The organism is Agrobacterium sp. GW821-FHT02D03, assembly GCF_059421725.1.
In genome coordinates, this window is the sequence record NZ_JBWKVN010000003.1 from 222,900 (window position 1) to 237,544 (window position 14,645).

Sequence of the window (14,645 nt, forward strand, 5' to 3'; positions counted from 1 at the left end):
CGCGCAGACGGTGAAGTCTTGTTCTCATGATACATGCTGGATCCGTGGGTCAGCACTTAGAGATAGCTTCGCAGAGCCGTCGAACGTCCATTTCGTCATGGGACGCGGTAAGGCACACTCGAACCCCTGCCCTTCCCTTGGCGACTGTCGGAAAGAATATTGCCGAGGTGTAAAATCCATTGTCCAGCATTTGCCGCACGACGGAGACGGCCCGATCTTCTGACCCCAGATGGATCGTCCTGATAGGGAGCAATGCACCCCTTTGCTCCGTTTGCACCAAGTCGTCGAATATGGCGAGATTGGCTTGGAGGACCGCTTGTCGATGGGCCAACTCATCCGTTTGGTGAAGTAGAGCGGAGGCATTTGCAGCGCCAATCGCTGCGACATTGAGCGAGGCTGAAAAAGCATGCGCTATTGAGTATCGTCGGAACAGCTCTTCCTGCCGAGCTGTCGAGAGCATCAGAAGCCCTCCTGAAGCGCCGAAACCTTTGCCGAGAGACGCCGCTATGATTGTTCGTTCGTGCAGTTGTCCTGCCAACTGCGATCGTGCAAAACCTTCACCTCTTTTGCCCCAAATTGAAACTCCGTGAGCATCGTCAATATAGAGGAACAGGCCGTATCGATCTTGGAGAGTCCTCAGGTCAGCAATCGGAGCGCTACCGCCCATCGAATAAACTCCGTCACAGATATAAGCCACCGTTTCGTTTACACGACACAAGTCTTCAAGAGCGTTCATGTCGTTGTGAGAAATGGTCTCCACTCGTGTTTCGAGCGCAAGAGTTCCTTTGTGAAACGCCAGCGTTGCGTGGGCGTGACGGTCGAACACCATGAGGGGCTTTTTCCCCGATGTGAGATGTCCCGACGCGATGATTGGTAAAGCTCCCATGTTGGCCGCAAGCACAGTGGTGTAGGTGACAACGCGCGCTTGAAAAAGACTGGAGAGCCGTTCTTCCAGGTCAGCAAGAATCGCGAAATTAAGTCGGGTTCGCGCACAAGACCAGTGAAGGGCGCCATATCTTCGCATGGCCTCGATAGCACCTTCGATAAGCGTTGGATGGTTGTCCAGGCCGAGGTACGAGCACCTTACGAAATCGGTCACCTTTCGCACGGACTGGCCGTCGTCGATGATGTCCACCGTACGCCCTTCACCGGGGATGGCGTAGACTGCCATCAGGCCCTGATTATGCGCTGCTGAGAAATAGCTTTGCGCGTGATCGATGAGATCTCGGGTGTTGCGTGTGGGGTGATAAGACTTCTGTCTATCAGTGGTCATCGGTTCGCTCCTCCGCATTTTCAACATGCTGAGGAGCTTGAGCTAAAATCGATGTCGTTCAACGAACGGCATCGAAATGTTAAATGAAAGCTTTGCGACACCCGATTTCATATTTCGGTTGATGTCCGCCCCCCTTCTGGCATGTCGAACTCGATGGCATAGCCGTTGGTCCTGGCGGTCCGGATCACATTTCTACCTAGGGCAGTATGAAGTTGTCGTCTGAGACGACCGACGTGCACATCTACGGTGCGTAACTGCACATACACCTCGGGTGGCCAAGCGTTTTCTATCAGGTCTTTTCTACTGAACACTCTCCCTGGATCGCTCAATAGGCGTGACAGGAGTTTGAATTCGATTGGACCGAGATGCAGTGACTTGCCGTTCACAATTGCCTGTTTACGGCCATGATCAACCTCGATTGGCCAAAGTTGAGATGCTTCAACGGCCGACGGTCGATCGTGTTTGCTTCCGGGAGCGAAATTTATGCTTCTTAGAAAGGCGATGAGATGTGGCGGCCAGAAGGGTCGGACGAGGCACTGGTCCGCGCCCTCTCTCATCAGCGACATGTAGAGCTCCGTATTCCCATTAGGGATTGCAGCGAGAAGCGGGAGAGCTCTGGTGGCTTCCTTGGACTTTATCAACCGACAAACGCTGACAGCATCGTCGACTTCTGCGTCCAAGACGATGCCCGCAACTCCGCAGACTGACAATTTTTCTTCCAGATCTTCTCGATTGCACAAAAGAGCGCTGAAGCCTGCGCCGTTGAGAATATGTTTCAGGATGGTGAAATAGTCTGGATTGTTCGTGTAGACTGCTATCCTCGACCACTCAGTCGCGTTCTCGGCCATTGATATCCTCGCAAGCTTTATCCTGCACATCAATTTTGATGTCACAAAATCTTCGAAAATATCGCTTATGATATTCGATGACCTATTATAACTGTCAGAAATCATCTGAAAAATTTATATTCGGTTGAAACCGTCAAAAATTTGTGACATCAAAAACGCGACGTGTGTGTTGTGTTACTCAGCTAATATTCGAAGTCACGCTGCAAGGAAGCCAAGGGGCGAAAATACAGCGAATGCCTGTATCTCATTTATGAGCCAAAACGCCCGGCTTCATCCTAATTCCTGCGTCTGGGCGTAGGAGGCACAATGACATATTCGAGCTACACGGCGGGACATTCGCGCCGTGCCTACAATCAAGTCAACGACGCGCGTCTCAATTCAGCGGCTGACTTCGTTCGCGGCCTATTCGGTGAACAGGCAGCCACAGCTGTTGCGTTCTGCGCTCTGGATGCGCGACTTGACGGTGACGCAGAAGAATTCAGGTTCTGGACCGCCGTGTTTAAGAAGCTCACGACGTTAAACTAGGTTGGTGTGGCAAATTCCTGGGTTCTTGATCGACGTCGATATGACGATGCGACCTGTCGCTGCGGTTCGCTACAAAACTCAAACTGGTGGAGTTTGGCGTCACCGCAGCAGCGCCAATTGCGCATCAAGACGTGAAGAGCGTCGGCGAACTGCGTGAAATGACTATCCACTCGATGACGGCGTCGAGCACACGCGCGGCAGTAGCAAACTTATTTGATGAAGGCTAACGTACTGAACAACTTGCGATCAATGGCATTATTTGAGGACGTAGCCCTCTCCACGAATGGTCCTGATCAAGTCGCTCCCACATGAGCACAGCTTGTGCCTTATCCGACCAATATGAATATCTACAGTCCGCGGCTCGACGTTCGCCCCCGCGGGCCAGCAGGCATCAATAAGATCGTCACGGCTGACGACACGCTCGGTATTTTTGGCGAGATGCTGTAGAAGCCTGAAATGAAGCGGTGTAAGCTCAATCTGATAATTGCCGCGTTTCACCCGTCTTGCCGCAACATCTATCTGGACATCTGCAAAGCGAATTATGTCTGAGCCGCGTGAGCCGCCACGTTCAATTCGGTCACTGCGCAAAAAATCCAGAAGTTCTTGCGGTTCGAAAGGGCGGTTGATGACAAAGTCGAAGAGTTCATTTGCATTGTGAGCCAATCGCTCTTCGGCAAACGGGAAAGCGACCAGGTCCAAATGAGTTCGGTCAACTTGAAGCCGATTTGCTGCAGCCATGAGAGTACATGCGGGAAGTGCCAGTATGGCTGCGCCCTTACCTGCCATCGTCTTAGCCTTGGAGACTATCCCGTCGATGCTTGAGGCAATTTCCACCGTATGCTCTGCCTGCTGAAGCACGTATCGGAGTATGAGGTAAAGTTCAGGGTCGGTGGTGTGAACGATGATAGGACGCACTATCGCTGCTCCCAAAAGGCCTCAGGTTGGTACGAACTCGCCGCCGTTGACGTCCAAAATTGCCCCGTTAATGAAGTTTGCCTCTTCCGAAACTAGAAAAGCAACTGCGGCGGAAACATCGTCCGCCACCCCCAATCGACCTGCAGGGATGCGTTTCATTGCCTCGATATTCACAGGGCTTTCTGGCGACCCGGACATCGGAGTTATAATTCGGCCAGGAGCAATCACGTTTACGGTAACGCCTTTGCTCGCAAATTCGCTGACTAAAGCCCTCGCAAGTCCGCCCAGTCCAGCTTTTGAAACAGTATAAGCGACACCAGCGACTTGAGGTCTGGTGCGAGCTGCAAGCGAGCCGATCAGAACGATCCGACCGAAGCCTTTAATTGCCATCGGCCCAATCGTCGCTCGCGTGCACAAGAACGCTCCAGTCAAGTTCGTGGCAATGACCTCATCCCATTCGCCGACTTGTACGTCTCCGAACCTCATTGCATTACCATTCGCGTCTTTGGGGGAGATGCCGACACAGTAGACCATCGTATCGGCACTTCCCCAGACGGTGTTGACCTTCTGGCAGAACTGGTTGATCTCCCGTTGGGATTTGACATCCACTTTCTCGATCAGCGCCCTGCCTGAGGCAAGCGCTTCGGCCAAAGTGGAGCGCGCCACTCGCGACGCGCTCTCCGTATGTCCGAATGCGGCTACCCTGTAGCCAAGACCAAGAAGTCGTTGGACGATCGAGAGTCCGATCCCTGACGTGCCCCCTGCGACGATTACGGTCCTGCTCTTCCGGTCCTCGGTCATGCCGCGCTATCCATTTGTGCGAATAGGGACAACGCCGGATGGGCGCCGGGATCCGTTTTGACTTCAATCAAGAGCGGCGATGTCCGGCCTTTGATCCGCGCAAGTGCGTTGGTGAGCTGGTCCGGCCCGGACACGTGAACCGCTTCACACCCGCACGCGCGAGCAATGGCGCCGTGATCGACGTCGACGAAGTGGCACGCCGTCGTGTACGCCCCAAATTTTACGGTCTCTGCGTCTTTCTGGAAGCCAAGGATACCGTTGTTCAAGACGATGATCGTGATTGGGATGTCCATGCGCACAAGAGTCTCGATTTCCGCCCAGCTGTGAGCGAAGCCGCCATCGCCCACCAGCGCAACAACGTCGCTCGAGGGCGCGGCCACTTTCGCCCCGATAGCTAAAGGCACTCCCCAACCAAGCCCTGCAAGGCCCCGAGGCGTTATTATACGTGTCTGAGGAGATGAGATGCGTAATTGACCGATCACCCACATCGATGAGTAACTCGCGTCCGCGACGACCGTCGTATTCGGGCCGAGGAGCGTTTGAAGCTCCGCCATAACGCGCTCAGGCCTCATAGGAGTTTCTTCGCAGGCTGAGTAGACCTGCCGCTCTGCATTGAATGCTTCCCAGCATTCGCTGAGCTTCTTCTCGACTCCGTTCCGTGACTTCATCCGACCGCATGGATCGAGCGACTCTACTTTTTGCCGCAGAGCTTTGAGCGTCTCATGCGCGTCGCCAAATAGCCGGATTGCTTCGTAGTTTCGGCCAATCTCCTGTGGGTCAGCGTCGATGTGTATAATCGTTGCGTCCTGCCCATAGTGTCTCCAACTGTCGGTTCCGTTCTGGTTAGTTCTTGTGCCGACCAAGAGAACGAGATCCGCATTTTGAACGATTGGAAGCGTATGGCGGCCAAGTGACTTAGGACCCACCAACGACGCTAGAACGCCTCCAGAAAGGGGGTGAAATTCATCTACCGCCCCCTTCCCCATATTGGTTGTGAAGACTGGCAGAGAGCATCTGTCCTGCAGAAGCCTCAACTCATCGATCGCATTTGAAGTGATGACGCCACCGCCTGCTATGACGACGGGGTTGCGGGCTGCGGCGATCGCATGGGCGGCAATGTCGATCTGCTCGTCTGAAGGTCTGTATCGATCAAGTGGCCAATTACCGAGACTTCTGCGTCTCAGTCTCGTCTGCGTTGCCGAAGTCGCCCTCAGCAAATCAGCCGGAAGGAGGAGGGCGACAGGGCCTGGTCTTCCGGATGTCGCTGCCGTGAACGCTGCGTCCAGGTAATCGTCGACGCGTTCCGCTACATTGATGCGTTTGACCCATTTCGTGCAGGATTGAAAGAGGCTGATCTGATCGAGGTCCTGGAATGCGTTCCGGTCCGTCTGATCACGCTCGACATCTTGTACCAATGCGATGACGGGAACGCTTGCTTTCATCGCTTCCGCTAAGGGCGCTACCAGAAGGGCTGCGGCTGGGCCATTTTGAGCCGCAACAATTCCTACTTTCCCAGAACGACGGGCGTATCCATCTGCCATCGCTCCACCCATGTTCTCCTGCCGATAGGCGACTTGCCGGATGCCTAGTTTCTCGGCGGCGAGGATCACTGCTGACGGGAGGCTTTGACCGAAAATAAATTCAACTCCATGCCTCATCAGGCCTATGGCGATCTGCTCCGCAACCGTGCAGTTTGTAGTATTCGTCGTCATTATGCAGCCTCCCCGGCTTTGTTAGAATCGGAAGCTAAAAAGTCGTCAAAGACGGAAATGATCTGGTTAGCATCCGCTTCGCTCATCGGAGTAGAGAGCGAGGCTGCCGCTCCTCGTGGCAAAATGATGCCATGCGCTGCGAAATGGCGGTGCAGGCGGCTTAGTGTCTTTGCATCGTTAGACACGGCGTGCTCATGTCGGGAACTACTCGACGCTGTTGAACTGACATGGATGCGAAATAATGAAGCGGCGCCAGTCACGAAGAAAGCTGCGTCGTGATGGGCAATGCGTGACGCCAAACCGCCCCTGACGCGGTCGCCCAGCTCTTCGAGCCGTTCGAATGTGGCTCTCGTCAATGCCTCCATTGCAACCTTGCCCGCCATCATTGAGACAGGGTTCGCTGCAAAAGTGCCACCTTGTGGGAGTCCAGCAACCCCATTGTCACTTGCAAAGAGGTTCATGATCTCAGCGCGTCCACCGATCGCACCTATAGGGAAGCCGCCGCCGATAATCTTCCCCATCGTAATCAGGTCCGGTTCGAGACCGTATCGATGGGAAGCTCCGTGAAATCCTTGCCGCAAGTTAAGAACCTCGTCGGCTATCAGTACCACACCATGTTTCTTGGCCAGGAGGTTGGCGGTCTCAAGGAATTCGGGAAGCGGCTGCATAAGGCCGGCGCGGCTAGGCATGGGATCAATGAGAAGTGCCGCGAGACGATGCGCGTTCTCCTCCACTTTCAGTTTCAAATCCGCTACATTGTTAAAATCGATGACGATGACATCGTCGAGGACATAGCTCGGCGTACCGGTGAAGCTCGAAACCGGCATACCAGTAGCGGTTGTCTGTCCGGCTTCCGCCCAGTCGTAAGCGCCGTGATAAGCGCCGGCCAGTCGCGCAACAGCGGTCCGTCCCGTTGCTGCTCGCGCCGCTTTGATCGCAAACATGACGGCGTCGGTACCGCTGGTGACGAAGCGGATTTTTTCGACGGCAGGAATTCGATCAACAAGCAGCTCTGCAAGTTCGATCTCATGTTTCATTGGATTAGCGAAACATGTACCGCGGCGGAGTGCTGCGGCGGTCGCCTCAACGACGGGTGAAAATCCGTGACCATGGATGAGCGTCGTGAAGTTGTTGTTCAGGTCGAGAAAACGACGCCCATCGACGTCGGTTAGATAGGCACCTTCACCGAAATCGGCGAACACGGGGAAAGGATCCAGCTCAACCGTTGCCCTTGTCACGCCGCCTGGAAACACTGAGCGTGCGCGATCGAATAGTTTCTTTGATCGCTTTCCTCCGCTCGCTCGGACCGGCGCTACACTGCCATTTGATGTCATAATTTCTGTCCTCACCAAGTTAAAAGAACAGGTTTGTCTGCTCTTCACATTTTTGTTGCAACAAAAATACGAAGAGTCAATATGTGACATCAATCTTTAGGTGGTGTTTCAGACGGGTGCGTCTGGCGCTTCTCGCCTCAGTTTCCGGTAGCCGTCGCGGATATCGTTCTCAAAAGCGGCCCGCACGCTAATCGGGTCTCGCTCATTCAAGGCCTCGATCACCACGAGGTGATTGTGCACGCCGCTCCGGGTTTCTGCGAATTCAGGGTAGAGATTAAGGAGGGTTGGGCCGATTCGTACCCATAGAGATTCGATCATTTCCAGCAGGCCGCTCATGCCGCACAAGTTATATACCTCGAAGTGAAATTCTTTATTATGCCAGAGCGCGTCTTGATACCTGCCTTCTTGCAGGGAGGCATTGATAACCAACTGAATTTCTTCCAGTTTTCTTATGGTTTCTGCTGTTGCGTTTCGTGCGCCATATTCAGCAGCGGTGCCCTCTAGCGCGATCCGGGTAACCGTTATGTCCTTCAGCTGGTCGCGATTGATGGTCGGCACGACCAGCGTTTTGGGTCCTGAAAATACCAGAGCCGACTCTGTTATGAGTCGATTAAGGGCGTCACGCGCCGGCGTGGTGCTTACATCCAGCTCGGCCGCCACGCCTCGGACAGTGAACTTATAGCCAGGTGCGTAGTGCCCTCTGATCATTCGTTCGCGGAGAACGTCGTAAACGGCGTTCCCCTTACGCTGCGCCTGGGCAGCAACCTCACTCTCATCACGCGCACTAGCAGCCATTTTCCCTTGATCCTTGTTGACTCGTCAAATTTTTGATGTCACAAAAATCAAATGTGAAGTTAGTGCAAAGCCTATGTGACGCCAATTGCCGGTTTCTACCACGCTTTGGACGTCTCGTCGCCGGGGCTGTCTCGTTTTGACAAACTCGCTGATTCATAAGCCGATCTGCAGCTACGAGATGAGGAGGATACAATTTGATCGGGGAAGCCTTACAACTTAATCGCCTGGTGAAACGATACGATGACACGCTCGCCGTGGATGATTTGAATTTAACCGTCAACGCTGGTGAGTTCATGTCTGTGCTCGGTCCGTCCGGCTCCGGCAAGACGAGTATCCTGTCCATGGTCGCCGGGTTTGAGCGGCCGAGCAGTGGGGAAATCATAATCGGTTCGAAGGAGGTGACGCAGCTTGCTCCCAACGACCGCAACATCGGAATGGTGTTTCAGAAGTACGCCCTCTTCCCCCACCTGACGGTGAGACAGAACATCGCCTTCCCATTGAAATTGAAAAAAAGATGGAAGGAAACATGGAAGTCACGAGCAGACGAGATGCTTGAACTTGTTCAACTGGCATCATTTGCGGACAGACTTCCAGCTCAGTTGTCAGGCGGTCAACAACAGCGTGTTGCGGTCGCGCGCGCGCTCGCTTTCGAGCCGCCTCTTATGTTGATGGACGAGCCACTGGGAGCTCTCGACAAGAAGCTTCGAGAAGCCATGCAGATCGAGATTAAACGTATCCAGCAATCTGTCGGTGCGACAATCCTCTATGTCACGCACGATCAGGAAGAAGCTCTGACTATGTCGGATCGCGTCGCCATCATGAAGAGTGGAAGGGTGATGCAGATTGGCACCCCTATTGAGCTTTACCGATCGCCAAAATCGACTTTCGTCGCGGATTTCGTGGGGAAGATGAATTTTCTTGAGGGCGAAAGCTTCGCTAGGCAGGACGGCGGACAGGATATCCGTTTGTGCGAAAATATTACTCTCACTATGCCAGCCGACTACAGAAGTCAGACGGTTTCATCAGGCGGACAGGAGCGGGTCACAGTTGCCTTGAGGCCTGAAATGATTGGTATCGACGCACGCGAGGAAACAAAACCTAATCGAATTCCAGGTGTAGTAGAACATTCAATCTTCATGGGCGCCCATGAGGTCCTCACAGTCCGGCTTAGTCTGCCAGGCCGGCCAGCAGTCGAGGCGCAGGTTCCACACGTCTTTAGCGCAGCGCCCTTCAAGCCGGGGCAGGAGGTCGATGTCATAGTCGAACCAAATGCAATGTGTTGTTTTTCCGCTTCCGAGAGGTCCGCTGCATGAGGATCTTTCGAAACAAGTCACGTTGCTCGAGTTGGCAGAGCGTTTTTCTCGCACAGTCTTCGGCAACGACGTACTCTCATTTCACAGCCACGCTGTTGCTCTCGCCGTTCCTTTTGGTGATGCTCGCTGGTTTCGTTTATCCGCTCTTCAAATTGGTTGCTCTGAGCCTGCCTGATTTGAGCTTCTACCACTACATCAGGATTGCGGACGAACCGCTTTACCTAGCCGTTCTGCTTTCAACAGTCGCTGTCGCTGTTGCAGTTATGGGCGCTGCGCTTCTCCTTGGATTCCCTGTCGCGTATGCGATGACGCGCCTCAAAGGGCCATTGGCCACAATCGTAGCAGCCTGCGTTATCATCCCCTTGTGGACGTCCGTACTCATCAGATCATATGCCTGGATCGTGCTCCTGCAACGCAACGGCTTGATCAACGAACTACTTAATTCTGCAGGCATGATCTCAAGTCCTTTAAAGATGATTTACACCCAGGGTGCAGTCATCTTGGCAATGACGCATGTTCTGCTCCCCTTCATGATCCTTCCCATTTACGCTGCCCTGCGTGCAATACCGGAGCACTTCGTAAATGCGGCGCGAACCCTCGGGTCAGGACCTGTCCACGCATTCGTCAGGATTACAGTGCCCCTAGCGCTCCCTGGGATATTCGCAGGATGCGTCATGTGCTTCGTGCTGGCCCTCGGCTTCTACGTCACGCCAGCTCTGGTCGGTGGACCGGGTTCATTGATGATGGCGACACTTATAGGTCAGCAAACGACGGTGCTGCTGGATTGGCCCTTCGCCGCAGCGCTGTCCACTGTTCTGTTGGCGTTCACGCTGGCAGTCATCATCCTCTTTAGAAAGACGTTGGCACTTAGCAAAGGATTGACCAGTGGTATCTGACAACCTCAGCCTCGCCTCGCACGATCTGCTGACCAAGCAACCTCATTCTCATACTCCTACAAGAGCGGTCATGGGGACGATGCTTTCAGCATCAATCGTCACAGCAATACTAGTATTCCTCGTTCTTCCGACATTGCTGGTGGTTCCGTTAAGTCTGAATGATGGATCTTACCTAGAGTTTCCGCCGCGCGGCTTAACCCTGAAATGGTATCAGGCATATTTTGCTGATGCCGACTGGATGAGTGCCACTCGCTTTAGCTTGAAGATCGCCATTCTGACAGCAACGTTGTCCACGCTAATCGGAACTATGGCATCTTTAGCCATCTCGAAAAGCACCCTTCCTGGCAGGGAGTCGCTCCAGGCGCTCGCGCTCGGTCCCATGATCGTTCCGCATGTGGTCGTCGGTGTCGCACTCTATCTGGTGTTTTCGCCGCTACGAATGACTGGCACGACTGTCGGTTTCGTGCTTGCGCACACAGTGCTCGCTGTTCCGTATGTCGTGATCGTCGTCGGCGCTGCATTGCAGAAACTCGACACCACCCTCGAAATGGCGGCAAGAAGCTGCGGAGCAAGCCGCGTACAGGCATTCTTCTTAGTAGAATTGCCCATTATCGCCCCGAGTGTAGCGGCCGCCGCGGTCTTCTCTTTTCTCGCATCCTTCGACGATGCGACAGTATCGTTTTTCATCTCGGACATCGGAGGCAAGTCAATAGGAAGAAAGATGTTCGAGGACATCGACTTCAATCTCACACCTATAATAGCAGCTGCATCAACCGTGCTTATCGCGATTTCCCTTGTTCTCATGGCTTGCGCACAACGGCTAACAGCGAAGCGCTCGAAATAAAATAGTCAACAGCTCGAAAGGACTTCAAAATGACCCACTTCGGTCAGACGCCGAAGGCTTGCCCAATTGCGGTCGGATATTCGGTCGCAGTTACGCTGCTTGCCACAGTGCTCATGCCACTTTCCGCAGAAGGGGCTGAAAATGTTGTAATTGCCACAACAGGGGGAACTTACGAAAAAGTTTTACGTGAAGAATGGTTCGAACCCTTCACGAAAGCGACCGGGATCGAAGTAATAGCTGTTTCTGCTACCGACGCTGAAAAGCGAGCCAAAGCATCAGCAATGGTGCAAACCGGGAACGTGACTTGGGATCTGTTCTTAGAAGGAGAAATTCAGGCGGGATCCCAGCGCCACTTCGACATCACCGAGGATTTGACCGAGTTTTGTAAGCATTACACCCAAAACATCGATCTGGTCTCCGATACTTGTGCAAGAGGGGGCGCGCGTCTTCAGTCGACTGCGACGCTTCTAGCTTATAAGCCGAGCGAAGGCGGTGATAATCCTAAAAATTGGGCCGACATGTGGGATACCGAGCGGTTTCCTGGAGGAAGGGCGTTCCCCAACTTTGACGACCCTTGGCGGGTGTTGGCCGCTGCTCTGCTAGCGGATGGTGTCAATAAGGAAGACCTTTTCCCTTTGGACGTCGAGAGAGCTCTGCGGAAACTTGAAAGCATCCGCCCGGCGGTTGAGCTCTGGTGGAAGACCGGCGACCAGAGCGTTCAAGGCTTTCGAAACGGCGAGTACAGTCTCGGTCAGATTTGGCTGACAAGGGCGAAAGCCCTCCAGACCGAGGGCTTTCAAATTGGCTGGAGCTACGACGGCGCATTTTTGGTTGGCGACCGCATCGCGCTCATCAAGGGAGCAAAAAACCACGACAACGCTCTTAAACTCGTGGCTTTCTGGCTCGATCATCCCGAAGCTCAAGCGAAAGCCTGCGAGCGGCTTTCTTGTACGCCTCCTAGTCGCAGCGCCATCGGTATGATGTCAAAAGAAGCGCAAGAAGGGATGCCATCTGCGGAGGAGATGGACAGCAAGGTCATCACTCCCGATGCCGAGTGGATAAACGCAAACATGGGAGTGCTTGTTCAACGGTGGAACAGCTGGATCCGCTAAGCGCGAAACATGTCTCAAGGCCGAGAGCGGCTGTCCATTCCACATAAATACGGGCTCGAGTTGGCGAGATGTCACAGGGCACTCTCATCGAGCTTGCCCCCGCGACCCTCAAAAAGCCTACGACGGCTCTTCAGCGACGTGGAGCAATGTGTGTCGAATTGAGCTCTAGGACGGCTGTGGGCGAGATGATCGATGTGTCCGACGAGCCTTGAGCGCACGAGACAATCAAGTGCCGTCGTGGTGCTTTGTCCAGCTGCAGGACATCGCAAAGTTAAGGCCTGCAAACTCTCATCGAAATTTCCTCCCGCTATTAAAAGGCGGGAGGCCTCACCCAACAATCAGATCATTGTATTCGCAGCTGTGAGACGCTGCGCTTTCTAGGGAGCGACATCGTGGGAAACATTGACCTCGCATCGAAATTGGAAGATCCAAGCCTTTTTGTACAAAAGGCGTTCGTTGACGGCGAATGGATCGCGACCGGAAGCGGAGCAACATTCGATGTTCTCGACCCTGCGACGGGTCGTAGGATCGCATCGGTGCCAGCTCTCGATGCAGACGATCTTGAAAAAGCGATTCAGGCTGCCAGCCACGCGCAGAAGTCTTGGGCTAAGCTGACGGGCAAGCAACGTGCTTCAATGCTGCGCCAATTCCACGATCTTGTTGTGGCAAACGTAGATGATTTGGCGATCATTCTGACAGCTGAAATGGGCAAGCCACTCCAAGAAGCCCGGGGAGAGATTCTCTACGGCGCCGCTTACATCGAATGGTTCGCAGAAGAGGCAAAGCGTCTGAACGGCGATGTAATCCCGGCTCATCAGGCCGATAAGCGCATCCTTGTACTAAGAAGGCCAGTCGGCGTCGTTGGAGCCATCACGCCATGGAATTTTCCGAACGCGATGCTTGCCCGCAAGTTGGCGCCCGCCTTGGCAGTCGGCTGCTCGATTATCGCAAAGCCAGCCGCACAGACGCCGCTCTCGGCCTTGGCTCTCGCCGTCCTTGGCGAACGCGCCGGGATACCAAAAGGTATCTTCAATGTCGTCACTTCAAGCGACGCAGAGATGGTCGGACAAAGTTTCTGCGCAAATGAGTTGGTCGCGAAGATCTCATTCACCGGCTCAACCAATGTCGGCCGCATTCTGATGCGTCAGGGTGCCGATCAGATCAAGAAGCTCAGCCTTGAGCTTGGTGGTAACGCGCCTTTCATAGTGTTTGACGACGCCGACATTGACGCAGCCGTCGAAGGGGCTGTTGCGGCAAAATTCCGGAACGCAGGGCAAACCTGCGTTTGTGCAAACCGCATCTATGTCCAATCAAGCGTCTATGATGAGTTTGCGGCCAAGCTCGCGAAACGTGTTGACGCCCTCAAGGTCGGGAATGGCTTTGATGCTGGCGTAGAGATCGGACCTCTGATTGACGACAACGCGATGAAGAAGGTCAAGAGCCATCTCGACAACGCTCTGGCAAACGGTGCACGCGTGGTAGCCGGCGGTTCTTCAGTCCCAACCGGCGGGCAGTTCTTCGCTCCCACGGTGCTCGTCGGTGTCACCTCGGACATGAAAATTACTCGCGAAGAGACCTTTGGGCCTTTGGCTCCACTCATCTCGTTCGATACGGAAGAGGATGTGATCAGTTCGGCCAATGATTCAGAATTTGGACTGGCCGGCTACTTCTACTCGAAGGATCTTGCCCGCATTTTCAGGGTCGCTGAGGATATGGAGACTGGAATGGTTGGCGTAAACACAGGTCTTATCTCCACAGAATTGGCCCCTTTCGGGGGGGTGAAGCAGTCTGGGCTCGGACGCGAGGGATCGAAATACGGCATAGATGACTACACCGAACTCAAATACGTTTGCTTGGGTCTTTAAAGGCACCGGCACGTTGCCAACATAGGTTCTCAGTAAGGCATGGAGTCTATTTGGAGGCGGCGGGTAACCTTATGCTATGCCGGTCAAACGAGGTGCCAGACCGTCACGCTGCAGGCGGTTAGTCTACGGGTACTCGTGCAAACAGAATGGCCGGGCTCTCGCCGACAATGTCGACTCCGACCCGTGCAGGCTTCGTAGCGGACGATCTGCAGGATGGCTGCCGGCGCTATAGCTGTTCGAGGTTCAACTTGCTTCAGACCCAAACAAGGAAGCTGTCGCCACTCGTGCATAGCTGCGTTGCACAATAAATGTTGTTCGGCTGATCAAAAATCGGGCATAATGGCGTTAGTTGTTGCACATGGTGGTAGCCTCCCAGTTCCACCGCAGCAACTGTTCCCCTCTGGAGGTTCCA

At 54.0% G+C, this 14,645-nt stretch carries 13 protein-coding genes; 6 read left to right on the top strand and 7 right to left on the bottom strand.

The window, feature by feature from the left end:
* Positions 1 to 49: 49 nt before the first annotated feature.
* Complete coding sequence (locus AC07U5_RS22730; protein ID WP_113262107.1) at positions 50 to 1,273, bottom strand: 8-amino-7-oxononanoate synthase family protein; 1,224 nt, start codon at positions 1,271 to 1,273, stop codon at positions 50 to 52.
* A gap of 107 nt (positions 1,274 to 1,380) precedes the next feature.
* Positions 1,381 to 2,226, bottom strand: coding sequence for a winged helix-turn-helix transcriptional regulator (locus AC07U5_RS22735; RefSeq protein ID WP_312931171.1), 846 nt, complete (start codon positions 2,224 to 2,226; stop codon positions 1,381 to 1,383).
* A 201-nt stretch (positions 2,227 to 2,427) separates the two neighbouring features.
* On the opposite strand from AC07U5_RS22735, the gene AC07U5_RS22740 reads away from it, so the two are divergent.
* A complete protein-coding gene (locus AC07U5_RS22740) occupies positions 2,428 to 2,646 on the top strand; it encodes a Y4oE-related protein (RefSeq protein ID WP_062597716.1) in 219 nt (72 codons plus the stop codon).
* 255 nt (positions 2,647 to 2,901) lie between these two features.
* On the opposite strand, the gene AC07U5_RS22745 is transcribed toward AC07U5_RS22740, so the two are convergent.
* From AC07U5_RS22745 to AC07U5_RS22765, 5 genes are all read right to left on the bottom strand, one after another.
* The gene (locus AC07U5_RS22745) at positions 2,902 to 3,561 is read right to left on the bottom strand and encodes a winged helix-turn-helix domain-containing protein (RefSeq protein WP_312931167.1); all 660 of its coding nucleotides are present in this window, start codon (positions 3,559 to 3,561) and stop codon (positions 2,902 to 2,904) included.
* Between the two features lie 21 nt (positions 3,562 to 3,582).
* Positions 3,583 to 4,362, bottom strand: coding sequence for a 3-oxoacyl-ACP reductase FabG (gene fabG, locus AC07U5_RS22750; RefSeq protein WP_494724334.1), 780 nt, complete (start codon positions 4,360 to 4,362; stop codon positions 3,583 to 3,585).
* A complete protein-coding gene (locus AC07U5_RS22755; protein WP_312931161.1) occupies positions 4,359 to 6,074 on the bottom strand; it encodes an acetolactate synthase catalytic subunit in 1,716 nt (571 codons plus the stop codon). The genes fabG and AC07U5_RS22755 overlap by 4 nt, the downstream gene beginning before the upstream one ends.
* Complete coding sequence (locus AC07U5_RS22760) at positions 6,074 to 7,408, bottom strand: aspartate aminotransferase family protein (RefSeq protein ID WP_494724335.1); 1,335 nt, start codon at positions 7,406 to 7,408, stop codon at positions 6,074 to 6,076. The genes AC07U5_RS22755 and AC07U5_RS22760 overlap by 1 nt, the downstream gene beginning before the upstream one ends.
* A 108-nt stretch (positions 7,409 to 7,516) precedes the next feature.
* The gene (locus AC07U5_RS22765) at positions 7,517 to 8,203 is read right to left on the bottom strand and encodes a GntR family transcriptional regulator (protein WP_494724336.1); all 687 of its coding nucleotides are present in this window, start codon (positions 8,201 to 8,203) and stop codon (positions 7,517 to 7,519) included.
* 194 nt (positions 8,204 to 8,397) lie between these two features.
* Between AC07U5_RS22765 and AC07U5_RS22770 the strand changes: the two genes are divergently transcribed.
* The 5 genes from AC07U5_RS22770 to AC07U5_RS22790 all read left to right on the top strand — a co-directional run bounded on the left by AC07U5_RS22770 (position 8,398) and on the right by AC07U5_RS22790 (position 14,233).
* On the top strand, positions 8,398 to 9,516 hold the full coding sequence (locus tag AC07U5_RS22770) for an ABC transporter ATP-binding protein (protein WP_113262113.1): 1,119 nt from the start codon (positions 8,398 to 8,400) through the stop codon (positions 9,514 to 9,516).
* Positions 9,513 to 10,412: an ABC transporter permease gene (locus tag AC07U5_RS22775; protein ID WP_113262114.1), complete on the top strand. Its 900-nt coding sequence runs from the start codon at positions 9,513 to 9,515 to the stop codon at positions 10,410 to 10,412. Before AC07U5_RS22770 ends, AC07U5_RS22775 begins: the two co-directional genes overlap by 4 nt.
* Before the next feature lie 70 nt (positions 10,413 to 10,482).
* A complete protein-coding gene (locus tag AC07U5_RS22780) occupies positions 10,483 to 11,256 on the top strand; it encodes an ABC transporter permease (protein WP_113262163.1) in 774 nt (257 codons plus the stop codon).
* A gap of 113 nt (positions 11,257 to 11,369) precedes the next feature.
* Positions 11,370 to 12,368, top strand: a complete 999-nt coding sequence (locus AC07U5_RS22785; RefSeq protein WP_312931242.1) for an ABC transporter substrate-binding protein — start codon at positions 11,370 to 11,372, stop codon at positions 12,366 to 12,368.
* A 392-nt stretch (positions 12,369 to 12,760) separates the two neighbouring features.
* A complete protein-coding gene (locus AC07U5_RS22790) occupies positions 12,761 to 14,233 on the top strand; it encodes an NAD-dependent succinate-semialdehyde dehydrogenase (RefSeq protein WP_312931156.1) in 1,473 nt (490 codons plus the stop codon).
* The last annotated feature ends 412 nt before the right edge of the window (positions 14,234 to 14,645 follow it).